Source organism: Lactiplantibacillus sp. DA1, assembly GCF_032681335.1.
Taxonomy (GTDB): Bacteria; Bacillota; Bacilli; order Lactobacillales; family Lactobacillaceae; genus Lactiplantibacillus.
Genome location: NZ_JAWHTQ010000002.1, coordinates 79383 through 104149, shown reverse-complemented (window position 1 = coordinate 104149; position 24767 = coordinate 79383). Strand labels below are relative to the sequence as shown.

Annotated in this window: 25 protein-coding genes and 1 other RNA gene; 5 read left to right on the top strand and 21 right to left on the bottom strand. The window is 44.2% G+C overall.

All coding sequences use genetic code 11. From position 1 onward, the window contains the following. The first annotated feature begins 229 nt into the window (after positions 1–229). Positions 230–1309: a hypothetical protein gene (locus RXV91_RS03110; protein WP_316438626.1), complete on the top strand. Its 1080-nt coding sequence runs from the start codon at positions 230–232 to the stop codon at positions 1307–1309. A gap of 156 nt (positions 1310–1465) precedes the next feature. Here the strand turns inward: RXV91_RS03110 and RXV91_RS03105 are convergent, their stop codons facing one another. The 9 genes from RXV91_RS03105 to RXV91_RS03065 form a co-directional block, all read right to left on the bottom strand. Beyond that, the gene (locus RXV91_RS03105; protein WP_316438625.1) at positions 1466–2143 is read right to left on the bottom strand and encodes an ATP-binding cassette domain-containing protein; all 678 of its coding nucleotides are present in this window, start codon (positions 2141–2143) and stop codon (positions 1466–1468) included. Next, on the bottom strand, positions 2143–2901 hold the full coding sequence (locus RXV91_RS03100) for a hypothetical protein (protein ID WP_316438624.1): 759 nt from the start codon (positions 2899–2901) through the stop codon (positions 2143–2145). Before RXV91_RS03100 ends, RXV91_RS03105 begins: the two co-directional genes overlap by 1 nt. A 141-nt stretch (positions 2902–3042) precedes the next feature. Next, the gene (locus tag RXV91_RS03095) at positions 3043–4101 is read right to left on the bottom strand and encodes an LD-carboxypeptidase (protein WP_316438623.1); all 1059 of its coding nucleotides are present in this window, start codon (positions 4099–4101) and stop codon (positions 3043–3045) included. 81 nt (positions 4102–4182) lie between these two features. Then, the gene (locus RXV91_RS03090; protein WP_316438622.1) at positions 4183–5526 is read right to left on the bottom strand and encodes a GH25 family lysozyme; all 1344 of its coding nucleotides are present in this window, start codon (positions 5524–5526) and stop codon (positions 4183–4185) included. A 147-nt stretch (positions 5527–5673) separates the two neighbouring features. Continuing rightward, positions 5674–6162 carry a GNAT family N-acetyltransferase gene (locus RXV91_RS03085; protein ID WP_316438621.1) on the bottom strand — a complete coding sequence of 163 codons (489 nt, stop codon included), beginning with the start codon at positions 6160–6162 and terminating at the stop codon, positions 5674–5676. Positions 6163–6216: 54 nt separating this feature from the next. After that, the gene (locus tag RXV91_RS03080; protein ID WP_316438620.1) at positions 6217–7296 is read right to left on the bottom strand and encodes an LD-carboxypeptidase; all 1080 of its coding nucleotides are present in this window, start codon (positions 7294–7296) and stop codon (positions 6217–6219) included. Positions 7297–7451: 155 nt separating this feature from the next. Next, on the bottom strand, positions 7452–8267 hold the full coding sequence (locus RXV91_RS03075) for a glycosyl transferase (protein WP_316438619.1): 816 nt from the start codon (positions 8265–8267) through the stop codon (positions 7452–7454). Beyond that, positions 8218–8748 carry a glycosyltransferase gene (locus RXV91_RS03070; RefSeq protein WP_316438618.1) on the bottom strand — a complete coding sequence of 177 codons (531 nt, stop codon included), beginning with the start codon at positions 8746–8748 and terminating at the stop codon, positions 8218–8220. Before RXV91_RS03070 ends, RXV91_RS03075 begins: the two co-directional genes overlap by 50 nt. Before the next feature lie 60 nt (positions 8749–8808). Continuing rightward, positions 8809–9216: a nuclear transport factor 2 family protein gene (locus RXV91_RS03065; protein WP_316438617.1), complete on the bottom strand. Its 408-nt coding sequence runs from the start codon at positions 9214–9216 to the stop codon at positions 8809–8811. 194 nt (positions 9217–9410) lie between these two features. Between RXV91_RS03065 and RXV91_RS03060 the strand changes: the two genes are divergently transcribed. Then, positions 9411–10163 (top strand): alpha/beta fold hydrolase, encoded by a 753-nt coding sequence (locus tag RXV91_RS03060; RefSeq protein ID WP_316438616.1) that lies wholly within the window; start codon positions 9411–9413, stop codon positions 10161–10163. 198 nt (positions 10164–10361) lie between these two features. On the opposite strand, the gene RXV91_RS03055 is transcribed toward RXV91_RS03060, so the two are convergent. The 4 genes from RXV91_RS03055 to RXV91_RS03040 all read right to left on the bottom strand — a co-directional run bounded on the left by RXV91_RS03055 (position 10362) and on the right by RXV91_RS03040 (position 13054). Next, the gene (locus RXV91_RS03055) at positions 10362–11507 is read right to left on the bottom strand and encodes a class I SAM-dependent RNA methyltransferase (protein WP_316438615.1); all 1146 of its coding nucleotides are present in this window, start codon (positions 11505–11507) and stop codon (positions 10362–10364) included. Positions 11508–11678: 171 nt separating this feature from the next. Then, an RNA gene (gene rnpB / locus RXV91_RS03050) (RNase P RNA component class B) lies at positions 11679–12053 on the bottom strand. Positions 12054–12068: 15 nt separating this feature from the next. Next, positions 12069–12410 (bottom strand): cell division regulator GpsB, encoded by a 342-nt coding sequence (gene gpsB, locus RXV91_RS03045; protein WP_003638751.1) that lies wholly within the window; start codon positions 12408–12410, stop codon positions 12069–12071. A gap of 74 nt (positions 12411–12484) precedes the next feature. Beyond that, positions 12485–13054 (bottom strand): DUF1273 domain-containing protein, encoded by a 570-nt coding sequence (locus RXV91_RS03040; RefSeq protein WP_316438614.1) that lies wholly within the window; start codon positions 13052–13054, stop codon positions 12485–12487. Positions 13055–13168: 114 nt separating this feature from the next. On the opposite strand from RXV91_RS03040, the gene recU reads away from it, so the two are divergent. From recU to RXV91_RS03020, 3 genes are all read left to right on the top strand, one after another. Continuing rightward, positions 13169–13792, top strand: a complete 624-nt coding sequence (recU, locus tag RXV91_RS03035) for a Holliday junction resolvase RecU (RefSeq protein ID WP_316438613.1) — start codon at positions 13169–13171, stop codon at positions 13790–13792. 11 nt (positions 13793–13803) lie between these two features. Then, positions 13804–16110, top strand: a complete 2307-nt coding sequence (locus RXV91_RS03030) for a transglycosylase domain-containing protein (RefSeq protein ID WP_316438612.1) — start codon at positions 13804–13806, stop codon at positions 16108–16110. Between the two features lie 692 nt (positions 16111–16802). Next, positions 16803–17036, top strand: coding sequence for a hypothetical protein (locus tag RXV91_RS03020; protein WP_316438610.1), 234 nt, complete (start codon positions 16803–16805; stop codon positions 17034–17036). Between the two features lie 14 nt (positions 17037–17050). Here the strand turns inward: RXV91_RS03020 and RXV91_RS03015 are convergent, their stop codons facing one another. The 8 genes from RXV91_RS03015 to RXV91_RS02980 all read right to left on the bottom strand — a co-directional run bounded on the left by RXV91_RS03015 (position 17051) and on the right by RXV91_RS02980 (position 24735). Beyond that, positions 17051–17551: a universal stress protein gene (locus RXV91_RS03015; protein ID WP_003645081.1), complete on the bottom strand. Its 501-nt coding sequence runs from the start codon at positions 17549–17551 to the stop codon at positions 17051–17053. A 90-nt stretch (positions 17552–17641) separates the two neighbouring features. Then, on the bottom strand, positions 17642–18499 hold the full coding sequence (locus RXV91_RS03010) for a MetQ/NlpA family ABC transporter substrate-binding protein (RefSeq protein WP_316438609.1): 858 nt from the start codon (positions 18497–18499) through the stop codon (positions 17642–17644). 19 nt (positions 18500–18518) lie between these two features. Further along, entirely contained in the window at positions 18519–19190 is a 672-nt protein-coding gene (locus RXV91_RS03005) for a methionine ABC transporter permease (RefSeq protein ID WP_316438608.1), read from the bottom strand. Further along, entirely contained in the window at positions 19190–20257 is a 1068-nt protein-coding gene (locus tag RXV91_RS03000; protein WP_316438607.1) for an ATP-binding cassette domain-containing protein, read from the bottom strand. Before RXV91_RS03000 ends, RXV91_RS03005 begins: the two co-directional genes overlap by 1 nt. Before the next feature lie 636 nt (positions 20258–20893). Then, positions 20894–21619 (bottom strand): DnaD domain-containing protein, encoded by a 726-nt coding sequence (locus RXV91_RS02995; RefSeq protein ID WP_063852810.1) that lies wholly within the window; start codon positions 21617–21619, stop codon positions 20894–20896. 77 nt (positions 21620–21696) lie between these two features. After that, positions 21697–22992 carry an asparagine--tRNA ligase gene (gene asnS / locus RXV91_RS02990; protein WP_316438950.1) on the bottom strand — a complete coding sequence of 432 codons (1296 nt, stop codon included), beginning with the start codon at positions 22990–22992 and terminating at the stop codon, positions 21697–21699. Between the two features lie 20 nt (positions 22993–23012). Then, on the bottom strand, positions 23013–24212 hold the full coding sequence (locus RXV91_RS02985) for a pyridoxal phosphate-dependent aminotransferase (RefSeq protein ID WP_316438606.1): 1200 nt from the start codon (positions 24210–24212) through the stop codon (positions 23013–23015). A gap of 22 nt (positions 24213–24234) precedes the next feature. Beyond that, a complete protein-coding gene (locus tag RXV91_RS02980) occupies positions 24235–24735 on the bottom strand; it encodes a DUF5590 domain-containing protein (protein ID WP_316438605.1) in 501 nt (166 codons plus the stop codon). Positions 24736–24767: the final 32 nt, after the last annotated feature.

Below are 24767 nucleotides of genomic sequence, written 5' to 3'. Positions count from 1 at the left end.
CATCGTAAGTAATTCCAAATGCTTTTTATTACAGATAAAACAAAGCTTTACAATCAGTCATGCATAGTCTAGTCCACAACTGATTCGTAGAAAATGGTTTTTAACCGCTTCGTTAAATCAACTGACCATTAAAAAAATTACAAGATTTAAATAATCGTCACATTTTGACCATATTTTCGTTTTACACTTATTAATACGCACGACTATATTGTTTTAAAGGACTTTTGCCATGTTAGTTATTGTTTGGATTCTTTTAGTTTTATTGTTAGGACTCATGGGTTGGTTGGAATACCACAATCTTCAGCATCCGGTCATCCAGCCAGCTAAAGCCCTGGCGCCGCGCGCACAGCTCCAATTGCAACATCAAGTGCGGCAACACGTGACTGATCAAGCCCCACGATTGAAATGGTTATATTATGGAATGGCAGCTTGCTGGTGGCTCGGTGTTATCAGTTTACTAGTCAGTTGCTACTTGGTCAGCGCAAAATTAACCCTGTTGATTTTTCCGATTCGGAGTGTTGTCACAAGCATCGCCTTAATGATCGCTGGCATCATCTTGCTAATGATTCCTGCCTTAGTGTGGCCGACGCAAAGTTATGATTACTTGATTGGTCACTCAACTCAAGACCATCATTGGCAGCTAGCCGATACCGCCACGTTCGAACACTATCGTCGCTTTCAGATTTGGTTGGTTTTGGCATTAGACGTCTTCATCCTGATCGGTTGGATTAGTTGGGCCTACCGGGTCAGCACCGTTCCCATGATCACCATTGAGTACCTACTAATGGTGGTGGCAATCGCCGTACCAGTTGTGGCATTGATCACGCTGTTAGCACAACTGCCATACTTACATCAAAACCGATACTTGATTCCGGTCAGCGGGCGCTTTGGCACCCAGCATTATCATGCGAATCGGGCACTCATGCAACAACAACCGGACTTAAAGTCACGGCTAATTATCGTTAATGTTGTTCGAATTATTGGTTACGCGTTGGGGTTGTATGCTTTATGGTTGTTATATGCCAACATTCTTGCACCGGCCTTTACGGTCGATACCAGTATCGTTTACCCCGCAGCGGCGTTTGCCGTCATCGGATTGTTAATCGTGTTAACAGCGGGCGGTCTGTGGCTTCCCCGTTTCTATGATTACTTGCAATTATTAGATAATAAGACCTTGACGTTCAAATTGGCCGGTAGCGACCGCTTCCGTCGTTTTCGTTTTCATTTGTATTACTTCAAGTTAGCATTCAGTATTTTATGGATCGTTATCTGGGCATTGATCATCGGTTATATTTATTACTTTGGCTAGGTACGCTCACCAATAATACGCAAAACGGTACTCAAACTAATCTGAGTACCGTTTTTTTAGTGTCATTTTATGAAACTTGCCAGCGGGGCCAACTTCGAGCGCCAAGGGACTCAAAATAAGTGTCGCCATTGCGGCGCAAGAGCCATTATTGTTATATTACTGCGTTTTGAAGAGCGCAACAAAGTCAGCTTGCGCGCTCGCAGTTTCAAACGCTCGCTTGGACAGTGTCGTCACCTGCCGATTATTGAGCCATAACACTTGGTAATCTGTAAAAGCATGCAGGTCGCGAACGTCATGTGTAATCATCAAGTAGGTTCGCTCAGGATGGGCTTGCATGACCTGAAACAACAACTGCACGTTTTCCCGATCGACCGCTGCTGTTGGTTCATCCAAAACAATCAATTCGCGATCAACTTGTAAGAACAGCAATAACTGAACTAATTTGCGTTGGCCCCCAGAAAGCTGACCATAATGCTGATCCCACAACGAGGCCAAGAATTGATAAGCTTGAGTATCAATAAGTTGTTGGAGCTGTTCAGTTGTCAACTGTAGTCGTCCGTGCTCGATGCCCAAAACCAGTTGAGCAACGTCCCGCACACGAATTGAGGACAGTAACGGGAGTTGTTGGTTCAAATAAATGGCTGCTTTAGGTAGGTCTAATTCACCTTGTGCCGGCCGCAAACCAGTGATGATATCAGCCAGTGTCGTTTTTCCGGCCCCGTTTTGACCAATCAAAAAATTGACACCGGGACTTTTTAATTGAAAACTCACGTCCTTGAAGAACGGTTGCCCATTTTTTGAAAATTGATATGCTAAGTGCTCAACATGCATCATTATAAGCCCTCCGTTGGCAGAATCTTAATGTGCCGATAGCTAAGTCCGCCGATAACCAATAATACGATCAGACTCAGAAGATAAGTCGTGATAAAGTGGCTGACGGGGCCCACGCTGATCATCGCAAAAACATTGGTAACTAAGTAAATGGGACTAACCAGGTTGAGTAATGGGTTACTGGCAGACACTGCTAGCATGTTACTCAACATAAAGGTACCCACGACGACGATCATTGCCAGTGCATTTACAATCGTATCGACAGTTTTACGTCGGAGTGCCAAGGCAATCAAGGGTAAACCAAAACAAGTGACTGGTAGATACGCAAGCAACACGGTCAACCATAAGCGGCCTAGCAACGGTAAAAAGGCCAACTTGAAAGTAATCGTGCTCAACAGGGCCACCAAAAATAAAGTTATCAAAATTATGCCCAAGTTGACCAGCGCCTGACTGACAATAAAAACCGCGGGGCTAACCACCAAGGTTCGATACTGTTTGAGATAACCTTGCTCGCGAAGAATGGCGACACTACTGGCAGTCGTTAGACAATTGGAAAAAATCATCCAACCAATGTAGGGCATGACCTGAGCCGTATAAGTTGTCAGCGATAAAGGTTTAAAGAAAGCGCTACTGACATTAATGATTAAAAAGACAAGTGGCAAACAGATCGTGTAAATTAACACCCCGGGAGTATCCCGAATGACCTTAAAAAAATACTGCGTGTAGACCCCCACTTGAACGCTATATTTGTGCATCAACATCACACTCCTTTCGCTAATCTAATTGTTTTATTATATGTTTATCATTTATTAAAAAGCAAGTATCCTTATATCAGGCATGTAAGTATGGCCGGTTTACAAAGTTTTTGAGATTACTAACCGTCTTTAATTGCAAAAGGTAGTCTAAAAATGACTAAACGTCACCGTTCGATCCTGCGCATCAATCCGGACATCCGCCCCCAATGGCGTACTGAGCATGGGGACTGTATGGCAGCTATCGTAGTCGTAAATAATTGGTAATTGGCGATCCCCCAGCACCTCCTGTAAGATATCGATCGGCAACCGCCCGCTGCCTTGATCATCGTACAACGCGTGTTTTCCCAAAATAATGCCAGAGATTTGATCAAAAACACCGGCCAACGCTAACATTACGAAATTTTTTTCCAGCGTTGCTGCAGTTTTCTCGGCATCTTCAATAAATAAAAGCTCGTTACCAGTTAATTTTGGAAAATAAGGTGAGTTAAAGAACCCGTACATGGTGTTCAAGTTCCCACCGATCAAACGGCCAGCCAAAACGGGGGTCGCCGTATAATGCCAAGTATTTGCGTGCATGTGTTTCGGATGTTCAAAGGTCTCCCAATTGACCGCTTCATCCGTCCACTGTGCCGGTGCCTGTTCGGTTACGGCCTGCCCCGGTGCTGCGCGGTAGACTGTCAGAAAATTTTGCCAAGTGGTTGTCACGATCTCTGACTCTAAGGCGCCAAGTGAGGCTACTAAGGCCGGTCCGTAAATCACACGACAGTTAGGCGCGTGCGTTTGCACCGCCAATAACACGGCCGTCGCATCGGAGTAACCAACAATTGTTTTGGGATGCTGATTGAGATACTCGTAATCGAGCATTGCTAGCACCGAATTTGCGTTCGTCCCACCAATCGTTGCCATCAAGATGTCCAGCGAATCATCATGAATTAACACGTTGATTTCGGCCGCCCGTTCTTTGATGGAACCAGCACGGTAACTATCCCGTCGTCCCGTCAAATTACCGGCAACTAAGGTCACTCTTTGGGTTGCCAAGAACCGTCGTGCGCGAGCATAACGGTTTGGCGATAATGCCGTAATCGGCGTTGATGCAGAAAATGTCCCAATTTTCATTGTATTCCCACCCCACAAGATTAAAATATAATTAAAATAAGTGTAGCACTTTTTAATCTTAACGTACTTCCAATCGACGTATTTCCTCAAAAAAACGACTTTCAGCTAATAACTTGCTGAAAGTCGTTTAGTAATCAACTGGCTATGCTCGTTTTGAGCGACTTAGTTGACTTATTGTGTGACCACGTTTGAGCGGTTGGCTGAAACGTAATTCCCTTTATTCGTTAAATAATAGCGTGAGCCACCCGACCGTGAGTAAAGCTTCGTTACTTTAATTCGATCGCCGGCAGCGTGGTACGCATGTCGATTAGACTTAACAAAGTTTGAAGATTTATAGGTGTAGAGTCCCACTTTAGCCTTGATCCAGCCACTAGAAGGTACTGATTCATAGTACCAATGATCAGATTTGGAGACCTTCGCCGTGATATAACCACCACTCACCTTAATTCGATAGAAATTCCCACTTTTAACCAATTTACCACTGTAGATGCCACCCTTTTTCAAGGTTTTACCCGTTGAGGTTGTCAAATTAACATCTTTGAACAAGGTGCTCTTTTCACGAAGTTGATATAATCCGTGTTGGCCGACCCAATAGCCGGTGACGTCCTGTGATAAGACCCATTTATTTAGTCCACTTAAGTAAACCAGCTGTTTGGAACGACTCTTAGTGACTGACTTGATTGCTGTAACCTTGTAGTATTTTTTCTTAGCGCTACTGGGCACTTTTGTGCCGTCATAATAGCTCGATGCCCCATTATTGAGGTACACATGCTGCCCTTTCGTATAACTACTGTAGGCATACGTCGTGCTAGTTGAACTGGTCGATGATGATGCCGAAGTCCCGGAAATCCACCAGCTCAACGGATGATACGTGGTTACAGAAGCGCTGTCATACAAACTGTTATCGACATATTGTCCTAGCGAGGATAAATAATAGCTGCTCGAATATTGCCATAGTGAAAACGATACCGTTGGTTTAGACGAGTAATTTGCAATCCACTGGGCATCAAAACTTTGCCGGGCCGTGTTGGCGTATGTGGTTGCAAATGACTGGTACGAATAAAAAATCAACTTCTTGCTCGTTAACGACCGCATCTCAGTATACCAGGCCTTGACAGCCGCGTTGGCCGCCGTGCTACTCATGGAAGTCGTTTCAAAATCCAAGACGTAGAACTTCGTGTTCTTATTTGCGCGTTGATAGAACTTATCTGCCTCGGCTTTAGCAGTCGCGGTACTCGTAAAAGTCGCATAGTCATAGGACCCGAACGGAACACCATATTTCACATAGAGACTCTCATTAGAGGTGTGGTAGAGATCCTCATAACTGCTCCCATATTGCACCCGGTTGATGACAAAATCAGCCTGACTCTTCAAACTTTGAACCTCGGTACTCGTTAACTGACCTTGCCACTCTGAGATATCCGGCACCGCCGCGTGTGCCTGAACGACTCCGATACCACCTAAAAAACAACCCACGAGCAGCAGTACCAACCGCCACTTTTTCTGCATGACCAAATTACTCGCCTTCCCATCATTAGTTTGATATGTACGTTTACTGCACACTTTATCCTACCGATAAAATGTGCAGATAAGTTCTCAAACTGATTGCAGTCGCTTTACAATTTGTTTACATTGTAAACTAACACTGGAAAGCGCGATTTACTAGTCTAACGATTCATGTGGAAACTTTTCTAATCGATAAAGTCCTTCACCATCTGGATACGTTTCTCCAGGCTTAAGCTGATACCCAAAATGCTGATAAAATTTACGGGCAGTCACTGATGCTGGAATTTCAACACGACGTGCTCGCCTGAAATAAGGATCCTGTTCAAGCGTTTGGATAATCTGCCGACCGCCGCCCATTCCCTGAATTCCCGGATCAACAAAAATCGTAAATAGACTGTATTCACCGGGACGTCCCCAATATGAACCAATGGCCCCCGTTGCGACTAACTGGTGTTGAAAGTAGCCGACATAAAAATGGGTCGCAGCAGCTTTTTGACATAACCAAGTTGGTGTCATCTGAGCAATGAGCCGATCCAAGTACGGTTTAGTATAGTCGCCCTGATTACTCGTCAGTAATGTGTGAGCAATCATCGCCGCAGCTGCCGGTGCATCCGCAGTTTTAAAACGTCGAATTTTTAATTGCATATCACAACTCCTCTCGAATTCCGCTACCCGTTAATCATTGTAATGATCAACGAATTAATCTTCCACGAACCAAGGTTCTAAAATCTTTAACGAGGCTTGATCAAAATCGACACACGCTTGTGCCCCATACGGGAGTACCGTCCGAGGAAAAGCGTGACCAAAATTAACATTGTACAGAATTGGTAATTTCAAATCGACCGTCTCATCGATCAAAATTTTGCGATAGTCCTGATAGTACTGTTCATTCTGCGGTTTGCCCACCATCACAGCAGCGACGTTTGTCAAAATCTCAGCTTGTCGCAGTCGTTGAAGCATTCGCCTGAACAGATCTGGTTGCGGCCGCTCGTCACTCGTTTCGATAAACAGGATTTTTCCTCGCCATTCGGCTGCACATGGAATCAGTCTGAACTGTTCCGCAACTTGCCGTTCGTCTGGATAACGGGTCGTGGTCAATAAATCATAAAAGCTGTCCAGGCAACCGCCAAGTAGCGTCCCGCTGATTGTCCCGTGACCACGTAACACTTCGTAATGATGCATTTCGGTGTGGGCCATGCGCAATGTGCCCTGCGCCGATTCACTGAAATTTGTTCGTTCGTCATACAACACCGGACTGCTAATAATGCTTGTCTGCTGAGGATTTTCAAAGTAACGCTGCCAAGTCTTCGTGGTATACGGCAACATCGTCGGCCCTAATTCGGCCAAGTCGCTTAAAAAATTGGGGCCATAAAAAGTTTGCAGTCCAAGCTGATAAAACATCAAATGATTGATCGTCGTATCTGAAAAGCCTGTAAACAGTTTAGGCGACCGCCGAACCGCCGTCTTAAACTGCTCATCAGCCATCAAAAATGGCACGGTTCGATACGTATCATCACCGCCAATTGCCGCCACAACTCCACGGATACTTGGGTTTAAAAAAGCCGTCTTCAAATCGGCGGCTCTTAATTCAGGGTGTTGCTGTAAAATCAGTCGCCCTTTCAAAGCATTCGGCATCATGACTGGGACGAGCCCTAGTTGGCGCATCCGTTTTAGCCCCCGATTCAATTGATGTTGCTGCGTGGGTTCTCCGAGCGTACCACTCGAAAGACTGACGACGGCCACATGATCACCAACATGCAATGGTGCTGGTTTTAACATATCCTCACCCTTTCCAAATCTAATTTAAAACTAATTTTATCATCATTATTTAACTTTTTGAATGGCTATTTAGTTTTTTTGTTCAGCTTCAACGTAACCAACGACTAAATGGGCCACTCAACCAGCATTTCTGCCCGACCTAATGACCCGTTATCTTATTGTAGCCAGTCTTTGATGTTAACCAATCGAACCTTATTCGTGCCCGATGACCACTGTTCTGGTTGTGCCCTAACCATTGTCAATAACTCCGCTAATGACTCGGAACCAACAATTAAACGTTGACGCAGTTCAGAAATTAGTGGGGAACGTGGTTGCGCACCAACTAATAAACAATGTTCACCTTTAAAGGCTAACACGTCACCTCCCGCCCGTAAACGACCAAACGGGCGGTACAACTTGACGGCACCCAAAATCAGCAAGCCCCCCCGTTCAAATAACGCTTGTAATAACCAATAATCAAGTTTAAATCGGTTAGTCCGTTGTACTAAACCAGCCGGCCGTGTTTTAACGACCGGTATAATCGTTTTGAAATCCCGACTATACTGATACCACGGTTGAACCCAGTCCTCACGCTCACAAATAAATCGCCGGGGTAATGTCAATTGACTTGCATAATCACAAATTTTTTCAATATCTGGATCGTTCATTATTGACGGACTGGCTTCAAATGCAGAACGCAATTGCCGTATCAGTTCAATGAACTCAGCCCGATAATCGGCAAAGCCTGGCGTTGCTAAATTAATCAAAATACGCTTAGCGACGCAATAAGTCACCGCATCCTGATATTTGACCGCGGCGTGATCAATAGCATCTTGATAAGCCGTCATAATATCGAACAGTCGTGGATTGGTGTAATCTAGCGTTGTCGAACCAGCATGTTTATAATAATTATAAAATGGTTGGTGCGCATAAGCGACTCGCTCACAATGACTCAACATGTCCAGCAAAATATCTAAATCTTCGTAGACCATCCGCTGGTAACGATATTCTTGCCAACATGAACGTAAGATAAGTGGCAATTGCTACGTGGTCAGTTGCATCTGGCAAACTCAGCAAACTAGTTGTACGGTGAGTTGCTGCATAGATTTTACGAACATCACAAACAACTATTTGAGCATGACTACGTTCAGCCGTTGCTACTAAGGTCGCATACATCGTCGGCTCGACCCAATCATCAGCATCGACAAAACCTAAATAACGACCATGAGCAGCAGCAATCCCCGCATTACGCGCAGGTCCTTGTCCTTGATTACGTTGATGGATGACCCGGAATAGGTGCGGCCACCGCTCACAATATTGGTCACAGATTGCCGCCGTGCCGTCCGTACTACCATCATCAACAATGATGATTTCTAAGGCCGCTAATGTCTGTTTTTTTAATGAGGTCAAACAACGCCTTAACCAGTGCTCCTCATTATACGCAGCCACAATAACCGAAACTTGAACCTCCATACTGATTCCCCCAACGCTCAAAATAATTCCGCTTACATTATGACACACATGCTTCGCATATCACAGCACGGATCCATGATAAGGATAATCATGCGCAGTCGTAGTCTGATACTCTCGTAAATCGTCAATAAGTCCTGCTAAGTTAAAATGAACTGCCGAAAGCCCATCAAACTGAGTCATCCGGTCGGTAACAGCGGTGAAGGACCACTGGGCAAAGATCATGTTGTCAGTTGCTGACCACAACCGCTGAATCGACCAAGCCGTTACCCGTTGAACTCTTAATTGATGTTCAATCCAAGTTTGAATCTCTGACAATGATAGATAGGCTGGTCCATAGCATTCTTGATAATAACAATCAGCCGCAAATATTTTTGGTAACGCTTCAAAATCACGGGTGACCCACATCGCAAAATATTGCTGAATTTTTAATTCTCGATCCCGCGTTGGAGCCAATTGAATTTCAGCCATTTAACACACCTCACATTTTAATAATTCTTTTGGCCACCTGAAACCTAATTAATAAACTCACTGATACCATTATTTTACCTCACTAACAATCAAGGCGACTTAATATTGACCAAATAAGTCTAACAGTTGTATTCTAATGTTATTTCTGGCACAGTTAATTTAATCATAATAATTAATAAAGTGAGCCGATAACTATGATCAAAGTTACTAACCGATACTTTCAAGACGTGCCCGCGCTGGAAGTTGTTGTCACAACCCATTTAGATCAACCACTGCCACTAGTGATTTTTTACCACGGTTGGCAATCCAATAAGGAACTCGTCTTGACCCAAGCACGCAAGCTAGCCCGTCAGAATTTACGAGTTGTCTTACCTGATGCCATGAATCACGGTGTACGGCACCAAACTGTCAGCCAGATTCCCTCATTTACTTTTTGGCATAGTATCCAAGGCAATCTTGCTGAATTCGACTTGATTGTGAATTACTACCGGCAGCGCAACCTTATTTTGAACCAACAAATTGGCGTCGGTGGCTACTCAATGGGCGGCATGACGACCGGAGCTTTATTGACCCATCATCCTGAAATTAAAGCAGCCACAATCATTATGGGGACCCCTAACCTGAACGCGTATGCCCAACTAGTTCGCCAACACGCGCAGACCCATGCCTATTACATCCCTAGCGATTTAGCACTACTAACCAGTTGGCTAGACCACTATGATCTCAACCTGCAACCAGAAACCATCAATCATCGGCCACTATTATTTTGGCATGGTACTGAGGATGAACGGATTCCCTATGCGCAGTCCCGTAACTTCTTTGACCGTGTGCATACCGCCCCGTACGCTGAACAGGTGGCGTTTATCACAGGTTATCAGGCCAAACATCTGGTTAAGGTACCCTTGATGAACAAAGTTGCTAATTTCTTCGCTTATTACTTAAATTAATCACGCCAATTGACTGTTACCCATAGCAATCAAAATCTTAACCACAATTAGTCTTAAAAGGGCGTGCTTAATCGGGGGGACCGACTAAGCACGCCCTTTTAAGACTGCTCGAACTTTATATTAAACGTTGTAATTAACGTTACTACCAACCACAATTGATACTACGCAATCTTTGAGTCCCTTTAACAATAGGGTTGCTTATTTCGTCTGCGCTGGTCGGATACGTTTGCCCCAATATTGGAAATAATCCGTTCGTAACGCGCCATTATATAATTTACGGCGCTTCGTGGCTTTTTGCCCGTAAAAGTCTTCAAACTCTAAATCGCTCGTTAGGATATACTTACTCCAACTTGGCAACTTACTATAGACTTGACCCATCTGCCGGTAGAGGATCCGGACACTATCCCGGTCACTTAACCGTTCCCCATATGGTGGGTTAGCGACTAGCACCCCATTAATCTTGTCAGTTGTAAAGTCCTTAACGGCTAATTGCTTAAAGTTGATATCGTGGAGCAGACCGGCTTCCCGCGCATTCAGCTTGGCAATATCGATCATCTTGCCGTCAATATCATACCCACTGATATCTAGTTCAGTATCGTAATCGGCTAAACTATCCGCTTCATCCCGAAGTTGCTGACTGAGTCCGGCAGGTACCCAGTCCCATTTTTCACACGCAAATGCGCGGTTGAAACCGGGAGCAATGTTACGTGCCAATAATGCCGCTTCGATTGGAATGGTCCCTGAACCACACACGGGATCAACAAATGGGTTATCTGGATACCACTTAGCTAGCATGACTAAGGCTGCGGCCATATTCTCTTTTAACGGTGCGCCTCCTTTTTCGACCCGATAACCTCGCTTGAACAAGCTTGAGCCAGTCGTGTCTAACGTTAACAAGACGTGATCCTTGTTGATTGCCACTTCTAACGGGAATAGCGCACCCGTCTCTGGCAAATGCCCGTTACGATGGTAAGTATCTGCTAACTGGTTCACAATCGCCTTTTTTACGATTGATTGAACGTCTGGGACACTGTGTAACTTAGAATTGCGTGACTTACCTTCCACTGGAAATTCGGCATCCATTGGCAATAACTGGTCCCATGGTAAAGCCAAAGTCTTTTCAAACAGTTCGTCGAATGTATAGGCGTTAAATTCACCGACAATGATCTTGATGCGGTCAGCTGTCCGTAACCATAAGTTTGTTCGTAAAACGTCTTTGATCGTTCCGTTGAAACGCACTCGACCATTTTCGGTTTGGACTTGGTAGCCCAAATCTCGTAGCTCACGGCCCACTAATGCTTCAATCCCACTAGCGGCAGTGGCAATTAATCTAAATTCTTGCATATTTTCCTCCTGCGACGTCTGTTATCCAGACGTCTCTTGTTGATTAAGTTATTTCCCACTAAAATGGCTTCCTCACCTAGTTTAGCATAAGTTGCTAGTTTGCTAACTGATCGAATAAAAAAACTGGGACAAAAGCGAACTTTTGTCCCAGTCTCCTGTCTAAATGTAAATTCCTGTAGGCCATGTTTTGTACCTAGTTAAAGTACAGGATCTGTTAACTAGGCGGTAATCATCTATCTCGAGATTACTAATCTCCCCCCACATTTAGTTCAATTCCTTATGTGAAGCGCCCCTACCGTAGTTTGGGTTGCCCGCTCGTGGGGTTTACCGCGTTCCAACTCAACCGTTTCCAGTTGAGTATCGTCACTGTGGCACTTTTCAGGGATACTCGGGCATAGCCGAAACCTTAGCCGTTTTTCCCGCCGTTACCGATAAATCGGTACCCCGGCTTATTTTTTCACCGAGCACGAACACTACAAGCATCGCAGCTTGTGCGAGCATGGACCTTCCTCAGCCGACATTAGCCGACCGCGATTACCCAGAATTTACATCGAATCACAATTATAGACGGTGTGATTCATTTTGATTATTATCTAATTGGGCACCAAAAACATGGCGTTCCAAGTTAGACAAACGTTTCAGAATATCCATATTCGTCACCGTACTAGTCGGTTGTGAAGATGGACTGGTGGCGCCGACAGCGACTTGCTTAGTAAGCTCGTCAACCTTGGCCCGCAACCGTTCGTTTTCATCTGAAAGTTGTTGGTTATCTTTAGTAAATGACTCATAGTCCTTAATGACATTATCTAAAAAGCCATCCACGTCGGCAGGATCATAACCCCGCATCTTTGGCTTAAACTCTTTTTGAAGGATGTCTTTGGGAGTAAAATTACGTTTAGCCATATTTAAAAACACCTCATTGTTATTCGCGCGATACCCATTCGGCATCCGCATTACTTAAAACATTGTAGCAGACTTTATTCAAAATTAAAACCATTATTCTGTTTTTCTGCATATTCATTAGCACTTTCCTGTAACCAATCGAAGTCGATCAAGGTTAACGGGTACGGATGGGTGTCGCTAAAACTCTTGATCAAATCGTAGTCATATGTTGGTTTTCCAGGGTTATCTGGATCATACACTAAGGTCGCCGCATCCGTATGCGTTACCATGAATTCTTGATAATTTTTTAATTGTTGCGGATTTTCATACGGTTGCTTGCTAACGGGGGCGTGGAAGTCGACCTGGGCTAATAAGGTCTGTAACTTAGCTTGATTATTTTCATTCCAACGCCCACCAAATTCACCATATGGTAGCATGATTGCCACCTTCAATTCAGGATACGTTTTTTTAAGGACCAACCCCACCTCAGCGGCCCATTGTTCAATTCCTAGCTGACCACCCGTGATGAGCCAGTCCATGCCATCTTCAATCTGGGTCGTCAAGTAATTAGTTAACGCAAATTTAATAACTTTTAGTTTATCATCTTGATCACCAAAGACGTTCAATTCATAACTCCGGTAACCACTAAGCCACAACCGACTCATAAAAAAGTCTCCTTTCTATCACTAAATCGGTCTAAAACAGTTAAAAACTCACAGATATTTCACATTCCCCATTAGTTAATGGTAAAATGTAACATTATTAGGAGGTTGATTAATGTGACGATTCGCTATCCAAACGGTCAAGTTTATCGCCAGCCCGGCCCAACTAAATCGAAATCTTCCAAATTTGCCAATGTCAATTTTGGCGATCGTGGCATGAGCTTGGAACAAGAAATCAATGATAGTAACGCCTATTATCTTGAAAATAATATCGCAGTTATTCATAAAAAGCCAACGCCCATTCAGATCGTTAAAGTCGATTATCCCAAACGAAGCGCTGCTGTGATTCGTGAAGCTTATTTTAAACAAGCTTCCACTACTGATTATAATGGCGTCTATCGGGGAAAGTATTTAGATTTTGAGGCCAAAGAAACCAAGAATAAAACTGCCTTTCCGCTAAAAAACTTTCATGAGCATCAAATTAAGCACATGCGCCAGTGCCTAACTCAAAGTGGAATTTGTTTTGTCATTATTCGGTTTGCGAGTTTGGGGCGCCTATTTATGTTAACAGCTAGCGACTTATTTACTTATTGGGACCATCAAGGAGACGGTGGTCGCAAGTCAATTCCACTGACGGATATTGAACATTTGGCCGCAGAGCTACATTATCAAATCAATCCACGCATTCCCTATTTAGATGCGATTGATCATATTATTGATGAGATCTCATCAATTCATTAAAGGAGAACATCATGGCAGGTAACAATGAACAAAACTCACGGGTTGCTCGTAAAAAAAGTCAACCTAAACCACCAAAGAAACACTGGTTTCGCCGAATTATTTTATCCTTAGCTGCGCTGTTTGTCATCGGGGTACTCGCCGGTTTGGGGCTTTTCTTCTACTATGCACAAACGGCACCGACGGTTAAACAAAGTAACCTTGTTGATACTAGTGCAGTTAAGATTTACGATAAGAATGACGATTATGTGACCACTTTAGGAACTAATAACCGGCAATACGTTAAATCTAGCAATATTCCGACCGCCCTTAAGAATGCCGTCGTTTCAATTGAAGATCGCCGTTTCTACAAACATAAGGGAGTCGATTATTACCGGATTCTAGGCGCCGCAGTTGGTAACTTAAAAGGTAGTTCACTCGGGATGCAAGGTGGGAGTACCTTGACAATGCAGCTCGTTAAACTAGCTGTCTTCTCAACTAGCACTTCGGATCGAAACTTAAAAGTCAAAGCACAGGAAGCCTGGTTAGCGCTTAATCTTGAAAAGCACTACAGCAAATCCCAGATTCTGGAATTTTACATCAATAAGGTCTATATGGGTAACGGAATTTATGGGATGGGTACCGCCGCTAAGTATTACTACGGTAAGTCATTGAAAGATCTGAGTCTTAGTCAGCTCGCATTGCTTGCAGGAATGCCGCAATCGCCAACCTACTACGACCCAACGACTTACCCTGCATACGCTACCAGCCGTCGCAATCTGGTATTGGAAGCAATGTACGATAACAAGGTCATCACGAAGAGTCAAGAAACTGCCGCTGAAAAAGTCAACATCAAGACTGGTTTAACCAGTTCGGGACGTGCAAGTCTCACGAAACATGAAAAAACTAATAAAATCCTTGATGCCTACTTAAACCAGGTCCGGCAAGATCTTGTTAAAAAGGGTTATCAATTGAACGATGGTGAAAAGGTTTATACCAACCTTGATATGGACGCACAAAAACGGCTTTACGATATTGCAAATACATCGCAGTACGTTAGCTATCCAAATAATGGTAAGCAGACTTTCCAATTAGGCGTGTCCGTTGTTGATTCGTACACTGGTAAGATATCAGCCATGCTTGGTGGCCGTAATATCGGCAATGTTACTTACGGGACTAACCGTGCCGTTCAGACTGATCGTTCCAACGCCTCAACGATGAAACCAATTTTAGATTATGGGCCAGCGATTGAATATCTGAACTGGCCGACTTATAAGACCCTTGCAGATACAAAGTACAAATATCCTGGGACAAACATTACGGTCCATGATTTCGACAATAATACACTTGGTAATATGACAATGCGTGAAGCACTAGTACAATCACGGAACATCCCAGCAATCCGGACTTTACAAGCCGTTGGCTTAAGCCGAGCTAAAACATTCGCCAACGGCTTAGGGATGAATCTCAAAACTGTCGAATATGCTAACGGTATTGGTGCCGGCGTCTCAACCTTGCAAGTGGCCGGTGCCTATGCAGCTTTTGCCAATGGCGGCGTTTATCACAAACCGTACTATATTCGCAAAGTTACTAACGCTGAAGGTGTCACGACTTCATATACCAGTACAGGTAAACGAGCAATGAAAAAATCTACTGCTTATATGATTACTGATATGCTGAAAGGTGTTATTAATAGCGCCACAGGTACTGGTACAACGGCCAAAATAAGCGGGGTTTATCAAGCTGGTAAGACTGGTACGGATGATTATGACTCTAAATACAAAAACTTGGTCCCTTCAAATGCTGTCGTAGATTCATGGATGGCCGGATACACTAAGAATTACTCAGTGGCCGTTTGGACCGGTTATGATAAATCAATTGAGGCTGGTGGTTACCTCGACCCTTCTAACGAGAAGATTTCACAACAAGTTTACCGTGCGATGATGAATTACCTGCAACAATATTCACCAAACTCCGATTGGACCAAACCAAGTTCAGTGGGTACGACTAAAAAGAATGGTATCGAAGAACTTTACGTCGTCGGTCACCTCTTCTCTAGTAGCGAGGCCTCATCAGGAACATCGAGCTCAGCAAGTTCAAGTTCAACCACCATCCGTAATTCTAGTACTAGCACTGAAGCAAGTAGTAGCAGTAGTTCGGAAAGTAGCCGCAGTAGTTCGGAAGCCGCCTCTTCCTCAAGTAGCGAAGAAAGTTCATCCTCTGAATCTAGTACCGAAAGTAGTAGCAGTTCCGAGGCAAGCTCAAGTTCTGAGACGAGTTCCGCAGCCAGTTCATCGGAAACACCGGCAGCTGATACAAACAATAATGGTGTGAATCAATAGTTAAAAAAAGAAACCATTGAATTATTTTCAGTGGTTTCTTTTTTTTGTGCCCTGATTTACTGAAATAACATGAAAAATATATATAAACTAAAATCAAAATCAACGTTACTAAACCGAATTATCATTACAATACAAAATAACTTAATAAACTGAATTAGTTATTGAAGACAAAGGAGCTACTTACTGTGGTTACCATTAAGTTGCATGAACTATCAAAAAGTTATCAGCAGCTGGTGAGCAAACCAACTCACTCTGCCGATACTCGACCAGCAAATCATGGCCTTGCTTTGTCCGTCTGAATCCAAAAAATCAGCAGTGACCATTCTGGCCCCCAACATCGGGGTTTAGTCTAGACTTCATCAATGCCTATCAAATGAAGTCTGGAACTAAGGTCCTCAAAGAAGACCAGAAGATTGACTTCGTCTAGCCGAAAAGTGGCACATTGATCAATCCACAACCAGCAATGATTTTAAAAACTAGTCGCCACCAAGCCACTACCAAACAATTTATAGACTACCTCCTATCGGCTAAGGTTCAACAACCGACTCAAAAAGCAATTTAATTCCAGGAACAGCTGTCAAAGTGGCCGATCCACGCAATGGTCAGCCAATCAAAACCTACACTGTAAACTGGAATTGCGCCAACACTGTTCTAACTAAAAACGACGTCGCTTTCAATCAGGTCTTTAACTGATGAGTAACCGTCAAGTACGCTTGTATATCTATCAATCGTTCGAACCGGGAAAAGCGACTGTCGGTATGGCCCTGACAGTAGTGATGGTCGCACTTACTTTCATTGGGTTGATTGGAGCTAATCGCCTGCAATCAGCTGACAAAAGAGAAGAACAACGCTGTCGTCACCACCGGCCACAAACCCAAAAGCCGGTCGCACGAGCGTCAATGTTGACGTCGTGTGACCAGCTTTAATCATCACTGACAAGTTATTTAGAATCATCGGCCGAAACATCACCGGTTTGTTCAACCTCTTCAGCTTCGTCATTTGGCATATTAACCACGGTGACATTCGCCTCCGTATTACGAACGACATACGCAGTCGTTGAACCTAAGAACAGGCGGGAAATCGCATTAGTCCCCGAGCGACCAATCACAATTAAATCAATATTTTGGGCCTTGGGAACATCGACCGCAATTGTCACTTTGGGCACCCCAGTTTGCCGAATCGTTTCGGCGTGCAACTGGTGGGCTGCAACTTGATCCTGGGCCCGCTCCAACAATTTCTTACTCTGGGCTTGATCAAAACTCATCATATCTGGCGCCGCACTCGTAAAAACATCTGGACTGTAGACGCCAAATCGATTAACATCGATGACATTCAATAAAAATAACTGGGAGTCAAAAACCTTCGCTAAGGCAATCGCGTGTTCAAGTGCATAATAAGCATTATCGGAACCATCTAATGGGACTAGGATTCGTTTATACATGGTTGAGACCTCCTGATAAGTTTAATGAGTTACAATATTTATTATCATAATCATAACTTATCTATAATCATTCAGCACCCAATATGCTTATTAATTGTCAAAATAAGATAGCGGTTTATTAACGTTAATCTTAGTACCGTAATATTTTTGTTTGATATACTTTTGAATATCAGCCCGATGGTAAAGTTTAACTAATTTAAGATAGCTAGCACGATGCTCGTTCTTAGCAGCCGTCGCTAAGATATTGACATTATCCTTGGTACTCTTATTCAGACGCTCGTGAAAAATTGAATCCCGTAAAACGTGTAAATGTCCTTCCAAAGCAACCGTATTCGAGATCAAAACCGCATCGACACTTTTAATGATCCGGGGACCAGTAGTATCATCGATCTGTTTGAATTTCAGATGACGGGGATTGCTTGTAATATCCTTCACTGAACCTAAGACACCAAAATTAGCCGCCAGTTTGATTAAGCCCGCTTTTTGAAGCAGTAACAAGCCTCGCGAAGCTTGGGAGGGATTGTCAGCAATTGCAATCGTAGCACCATCCGGAATTTCATCAATGCTTTGATATTTTTTGGAGTAGATTCCCATTGGTTCCAAATAAGTCGTGCCTAACGCCGCCAACTTGGCTTTGGGATTCTGCTGATTATACGTTTGGTAATATGACCAGGACTGAAAGGCATTCACATCAATGTTACCGTCCGCCGTGGCCTTGTTCAGCTGAACACCATCCGTGATTTGTTTAACCTTAATCGTTAAGCCCATCTTTTTGGCATCTTGGCTTTTAGCAATGTGCTGCCAGACTTCATAGTCCGACCCCATTGATCCGACCGTAATCGTGGCACTCTGTTGTGCACGGGCCGAATAGCTCGTTATTTCATGCAGTCCCACACAAATACCAACAATTGCAGCAATACCAATCAACCACCATGCTAATCGTTTCATCGGCTTATTCCTCCCTTTTTTAATGGTGCGAGACACGCTTGACGAGCCAGTCACCAAATAGCTGAACAGCGAATACCAAGACTAAAATAATGATCATAGCAACGAACGTTACGTCATTTTCAAAGCGGGCGTAACCAATACTAATTGCAATATCGCCTAGGCCGCCCGCACCAATCGCCCCGGCCATCGTCGTCAATCCAATTAGGCTAATAACTGTCACAATCGAAACCCGTATCAAATCAGGCAAACCTTCTTTCAAATAAACCCGAAAAATAATTGCAATGGGACTAGATCCCATGGACTGAGCAGCCTCAACGATTCCTTGGTCAACATCGAGTAACGCATTTTGAACTTGCCGGGCATAAAAAGGAAAAATACCAAAAACTAGTGGGACTAACGATGCCGTGGTCCCCACCGTTGTTCCGATTAAATAGCTGGTCAACGGCGAAATTACGGCCAACAGAATAATAAATGGCACCGAACGGAGTAAGTTGGTTAGCTTATCCAACACTTGATACGAGGGGCCATCAGCTAAAATACCATGGGGCTGTGTCACGACTAACAGTACCCCCAAACCCAACCCCAGTATTCCTGCAACCAGCGCGGAAACTGCGGTCATATAGAGGGTCTCTAACGTTGCTTGAATAAATTCAGCTTTCATTTGTAAGACATTCGGAATTAATGCTGTCATTAGTCCACCATTCCCTTCACAACTTCTTCATTGATAATGCGAGTGTGGACACCTTGAGCGGACATGTTAGTGACCGCCGCATTGAAGGCCGTCAAATCACCCGTAATAACCGCAATCATGTCACCAACGTTTTGACCATCGATCTGGTCGATATTGGCAAACAAAATGTTAACATCGACCCCCAGCGTCTGCGATAACTGTGAGACAATTCCCTGCTTCGTCGATTGACCAACGAACTTGAACGCAATCAGCTCTTGGTCCGCTGCCAATTCATTCAATTTAATCGTTTTAGTGATTCGCTGAATGGCGGCCCGAACATTGGTAGACGTTTCCACAAAATCAACGGTCAGAGGTGCTTTTGGGGCCGTAAAGACGGCTGCAACGGGGCCCCGCTCAATAATCCGCCCATCGGCCATAACAGCGACATGGTGACAAATACTCTTGATGACTTGCATTTCATGCGTAATGAGGACAATGGTAATCCCTAGCTCGCGATTAACCCGTTGTAACAACTCAAGAATCGCCGCCGTAGTCTTTGGATCAAGGGCACTAGTTGCTTCATCAGAAATCAAGATTTGCGGGTCAGTGACCAGTGCCCGTGCGATTGCCACCCGTTGTTTCTGCCCACCGGATAATTTATCTGGATAGGTCTGCGCATAGTCCGTTAACCCAACGAGCTTCAGTAGCCGTAATGCTTTGGCGCGTCGGTCCTGTTTACTAATTTTTTGACCCAATAATGGGTAAATAACGTTGCCCAGCACGGTCCGTGATTGCATCAAGTTGAAGTGTTGAAAAATCATCCCAACGTGTTTCCGGGCTTGACGTAATGCAGCTGGCGATAGCGTTTGTAAGGCCTGGCCATTGACGACTACCTGGCCCGTTGTCGGTGACTGCAATAAATTGATCACCCGTACCAAGGTACTTTTGCCAGCGCCGGAATATCCAATAATGCCATAAATATCACCCGTCTGGATCTGTAGATTGACATCTTGAACCGCGTGAACGACTTGGTGCCCGTCGTCAAACGTCACCGCGATGTCTTTTAAATCAATGATTGCCTCTGTCATAGTCTGCTTCCTCCCATTAAAAAACGCCCATCGTCTCTAATCTGATTATCAGATTAAGGACGAATGGACGTTTTCCGTGTTACCACCTTACTTCGAATGACCTTCACAGGCCACCGCACTTCAAGTACCGCCTTGAATTTCTTGGCGAGACTCTAACCGCATAACGGGCGTAACCGTCAACACTTAACCCCATCAGCTCAGTGTTGAAACTTGCATTATAAGACCATCTTCAACGTTGCGCAATGGCTACCTCGCACCAACCGGCAGTTCTCTAAGGCATTCCAACAACGGCTACTCATCTTAGACGTATTTATTAATATATTTACTTGGTTGTTTACAGTATTGCGCTATTTTAATGAGAAGTCAACATTTAATTATAACCATTTTCTAATTTATGACGGTACCCACTGATTTTGGTCTGATGATGTGCATCCCACCGGCTTACCAGGACAGGCAAATCCTGGTGGTCCTGTTTTAACCTCAGCACGCTGCGCCAATGACGTGAGCAAACGCCATTGATATGAAACAACGACTAACCACCTATCCCAAAAAAAAGTGGTAGCGACGCCTCGCACAGGCAATCGCCACCACTTTATTTAAGATCAGTTTTCCCCGATAAGCTTTTCAGCACAGTGTTTAAGACTGGTCTTCACCTAATTTGAATAACGGAATCTTCGGACCAGCATTTGCGCCCGTCTGGCGTTGTGGTTGTGGAGCGGAATTCAAGCGTTGCTCAATACTGCGTTGGCGCTCTGCTTCCACCTGGGCAGCCGTTTTTAAGTTACGCTTCTGCCAGTTCAACAGAATTCGGTCCATATACGTCAAGTTATAGACTTGGCGCAGAACTGCTTCCCGCAATGCCAATTCGATAACTTCCGGTTCATAATGGTCTTCGTCGAACCACTTACTAATACTTTCCATTTCGATCGGTGATAAGTCACGGCCAAATTCCGTCTGAATTGCCCGAAAAACCTTTTGCCGACTGTTTTCACTCGTGGCTTGTTCCGAAGCTTGAGTGCTAGCTGGCTGCTTTTTGAGTGCAACTGCTAACTTATCATACAGGCCGTCAAAATTATAACGGTCATGAATTTTTTGATCATCAGCCGTGATCGATTCAATCGTCAGCAATTTTTTGGCTAACATTTCATGTAACCGCTGAAAAACGGCATTTGTCGATTCACCTAAACTCTTGGCAATTACCGCAGCATCTGGAAATTGATTACCCTGATCAATTAACCGTTTGAACTGCAAGTAAACCAATAATTCATCGTTTGTGACCCCAATTTCACGATAGTGGGCCAATAATGCGTTCGCAATGGTCGTTTGACCATCATTCACTAACGCGGCAGCTAAGGACTCCATCTCGTTATCATCCTTTCACTATTAAGAGCGTGAGACTAGGTCCCACGCTCTTAATAAAACTAACCTTCAATTAAAGTTTACGGGTAAATCCGGTTCAACAACCGTGGGAACGGAATTGTCTCCCGCACGTGATCTTCGGCCGTAATCCAAGTCAAAAATCGCTCGAGTCCCAGACCAAAACCAGCATGGGGAACACTACCATACTTACGTAAATCTAAGTACCAAGCATAGTCGTCTGGATTTAAGCCGGCTTGTTTGATCTGGTCAAGTAAGTAATTGTAATCAGTTGCTCGTTCTGACCCGCCAATAATCTCACCATAGCCTTCTGGGGCTAATAAGTCCGCACAAATCACCACGTCGTCCCGGGTTGGATGCGGCTTCATATAAAATGGTTTGATGGCTTTCGGGTAATTCAAAACGAAGACGGGTTGATCGAAGTGATCAGCCAAGAAGGTTTCTTCTGGTGAACCAAAATCAACACCCCAATCCACGTCAAAGTCATTTTCTTTCAACAATTCAATGGCTTCATCGTAACTGATCCGGGGGTAAGGTAACTTGGTGTACTTCTTCAACGTTTCAACATCACGACCTAAAATGTCGAGTGCGTATTGACAATGATCAATCACACCTTGGACAAGAAAGGCAATATAACGTTCTTGAACTTCCAAACTTTGTTCTTGATGCATGAAGGCCATTTCTGGTTCAATCATCCAGAATTCAATTAAATGCCGCCGAGTCTTGGACTTTTCAGCCCGGAACGTTGGGCCAAAGGTAAAGACCTTTCCGTATGCCAAAGCTCCGGCTTCAGCGTATAGCTGACCACTCTGTGATAAGTAAGCGTCCCGATCAAAGTACTCAGTATGGAATAATTCAGTCGTACCTTCAGGTGCACTCCCCGTTAGAATTGGGGAATCCATCTTAATAAACCCTTCTTGGTTGAAGAATTCATACGTCGCGCGAATGACTTCGTTGCGAATGTTCATGATTGCCCATGGCCGCTTAGAACGTAACCATAGGTGCCGGTGATCTAGTAAGAAGTCCACCCCATGTTCCTTAGGCGTAATTGGGTATTCTTCACTTTCACCAACGACTACAATGTCTTCAACTTCGATTTCATAACCGAACTTTGAACGACTGTCTTCATGAATCACACCCGTAATCCACATGCTGGCTTCTTGTTTAACTTCCTTAGCGAGTTCAAAAACTTCTTCGCTAACTTGGCTCTTAACGACCACCCCTTGGAAAAAGGCGGAGCCATCACGTAATTGTAGGAAGGCAATCTTACCACTTGAACGTTTATTAGTGAGCCAAGCCCCAATCTTTACTTTTTCGTCGACATGGTCCTTAGCATCGATAATGTTGATCTGTTGCACCATTTACTTACATCCTCCAATTACTTTGCTTGTTCAGCAATTTTTTCTGTCATAAATTTTTGTAACCGTCGATGGGCCTCTCGCAAGTAATCGATATCAGTGGCGTAGCTTAACCGTACGCACCCTGGCAAACCAAATGCTTCACCAGGCACTAAGCCAACGTGTGCTTCTAATAACACCGCCGTCACAAAGGCCGGCGCATCAGCATATCCCGTTAATCGCAGTGCTTCCGTAATATCTGGGAACAGGTAAAAAGCCCCCGCGGGTTTGCCGGCCGGCATCTTAAAACCAGGCAAACGTTCAATTAATGGATACAGTTCATTTAACCGCGCTTCAAAGCCCTGGCGCATCTTTTCTACCGATGATTGGTCGCCACTAAAGGCTTCGATTGCTGCGTACTGTGATACCGCGGCTGGATTACTTGCAGCATGACCTAACACGACCCCCATCTTAGCCATAATCACTTGTGGCCCGGCAGCATATCCGATACGCCAACCAGTCATGGAATAGGCTTTTGAAACCCCATTGATCAAAACCACGTGATCCATATTAGCATCATCTAATTCTAACACGGATGTAAATTGATTGCCGTTATATAATAATTTTTCATAAATCTCATCCGCAACCACTAAAATATCGTGTTCAACGGCCCAGTTAACAATCGCTGTTAACTCAGCCCGACTGAACACAAGGCCGGAGGGATTTTGTGGTGAGTTTAAGACTAAGGCTTTAGTCTTAGTCGTCCGACTAGCTTCCAAATCAGCAGTAGTAAACCGCAACTGTTCGTCAGTGCCCACTTCAACTGGCGTACCACCAGCTAATTTAACTTGCTCCGAATAGCTGACCCAGTATGGGACTGGTAATAACACTTCATCGTCGGGATTCAGAATAACTTGGAATAACGTAAACAACGCCATTTTTGCGCCATCCGTTACGACGATCTGATTAGGATCAAAATGGTAGTGATGGTCAGCTTCAATTCGCTGACTGATGGCTTGTTTTAAAGCTGGTAATCCAGTTGCCGGTGTGTAGAAACTCGCTTGACCATTTTGAATACTATCAATGGCTGCTTGCTTAATGTTATCCGGGGTCTGAAAATCCGGTTCACCGATTCCTAAATTGATAACGTCAACGCCGTCCGCCATCATTTGCTTGGCAGTCGCACTGATCTTCAATGTCGCTGACGGTTGAACCTGCATTACTTTACGCGATAATTCCATGTACATCCGCACTCCTTTAACCTTAAATGTTAATAATTGATTTCAGCTGGTTTCCATTAGAATACTGCAAAATTTCATAACATAAATTCTTTTTCTGGTTCAAGTACGTAATTTCCCACACGACCGTCCCATCATACTTTCCAAGCGTCGCTTTGATAACCTTACTAGGATTGCGTTTGGACCAGACCTTTTTCAAGGATTTTGTACGTGAAATCCCAGCGGACTGTTTGATAACGGTCGTTTGATGATGTTTATTCGCGTTAATTAACGCGTATACCGGAACATTTTTACTCGATGTTCCCGTGACAACGTAATAACTACTAGTACCATTGTACTGTGAAAATGCCGTCGTGGTCTTTAGCTTACCCTTACTGACTGCTAGACTATACGCCGTTTTCTGGGCTTGGTGCATTGGCCGTTGTGCGGCCCATAACGTGCCATAAACCGCCACAATAATTGCTAAGATGACAATTAGAACAATCATAATGAGTCGCTCAGGGCGCCTTCTACGTTGAACTCGCATATGCTCTTCCTTTCAAAAACAGATAAATTAAT

Coding starts and splice junctions, on each gene's coding strand:
- RXV91_RS03110 (WP_316438626.1), top strand. CDS start 230: ATGTTAGTTATTGTTTGGATTCTTTTAGTTTTATTGTTAGGACTCATG.
- RXV91_RS03105 (WP_316438625.1), bottom strand. CDS start 2,143: ATGATGCATGTTGAGCACTTAGCATATCAATTTTCAAAAAATGGGCAA.
- RXV91_RS03100 (WP_316438624.1), bottom strand. CDS start 2,901: ATGTTGATGCACAAATATAGCGTTCAAGTGGGGGTCTACACGCAGTAT.
- RXV91_RS03085 (WP_316438621.1), bottom strand. CDS start 6,162: ATGCAATTAAAAATTCGACGTTTTAAAACTGCGGATGCACCGGCAGCT.
- RXV91_RS03080 (WP_316438620.1), bottom strand. CDS start 7,296: ATGTTAAAACCAGCACCATTGCATGTTGGTGATCATGTGGCCGTCGTC.
- RXV91_RS03075 (WP_316438619.1), bottom strand. CDS start 8,267: ATGGTCTACGAAGATTTAGATATTTTGCTGGACATGTTGAGTCATTGT.
- RXV91_RS03070 (WP_316438618.1), bottom strand. CDS start 8,748: ATGGAGGTTCAAGTTTCGGTTATTGTGGCTGCGTATAATGAGGAGCAC.
- RXV91_RS03065 (WP_316438617.1), bottom strand. CDS start 9,216: ATGGCTGAAATTCAATTGGCTCCAACGCGGGATCGAGAATTAAAAATT.
- RXV91_RS03060 (WP_316438616.1), top strand. CDS start 9,411: ATGATCAAAGTTACTAACCGATACTTTCAAGACGTGCCCGCGCTGGAA.
- RXV91_RS03055 (WP_316438615.1), bottom strand. CDS start 11,507: ATGCAAGAATTTAGATTAATTGCCACTGCCGCTAGTGGGATTGAAGCA.
- gpsB (WP_003638751.1), bottom strand. CDS start 12,410: ATGGCTAAACGTAATTTTACTCCCAAAGACATCCTTCAAAAAGAGTTT.
- RXV91_RS03040 (WP_316438614.1), bottom strand. CDS start 13,054: ATGAGTCGGTTGTGGCTTAGTGGTTACCGGAGTTATGAATTGAACGTC.
- RXV91_RS03030 (WP_316438612.1), top strand. CDS start 13,804: ATGGCAGGTAACAATGAACAAAACTCACGGGTTGCTCGTAAAAAAAGT.
- RXV91_RS03020 (WP_316438610.1), top strand. CDS start 16,803: ATGAGTAACCGTCAAGTACGCTTGTATATCTATCAATCGTTCGAACCG.
- RXV91_RS03015 (WP_003645081.1), bottom strand. CDS start 17,551: ATGTATAAACGAATCCTAGTCCCATTAGATGGTTCCGATAATGCTTAT.
- RXV91_RS03010 (WP_316438609.1), bottom strand. CDS start 18,499: ATGAAACGATTAGCATGGTGGTTGATTGGTATTGCTGCAATTGTTGGT.
- RXV91_RS03005 (WP_316438608.1), bottom strand. CDS start 19,190: ATGACAGCATTAATTCCGAATGTCTTACAAATGAAAGCTGAATTTATT.
- RXV91_RS03000 (WP_316438607.1), bottom strand. CDS start 20,257: ATGACAGAGGCAATCATTGATTTAAAAGACATCGCGGTGACGTTTGAC.
- RXV91_RS02995 (WP_063852810.1), bottom strand. CDS start 21,619: ATGGAGTCCTTAGCTGCCGCGTTAGTGAATGATGGTCAAACGACCATT.
- RXV91_RS02985 (WP_316438606.1), bottom strand. CDS start 24,212: ATGGAATTATCGCGTAAAGTAATGCAGGTTCAACCGTCAGCGACATTG.
- RXV91_RS02980 (WP_316438605.1), bottom strand. CDS start 24,735: ATGCGAGTTCAACGTAGAAGGCGCCCTGAGCGACTCATTATGATTGTT.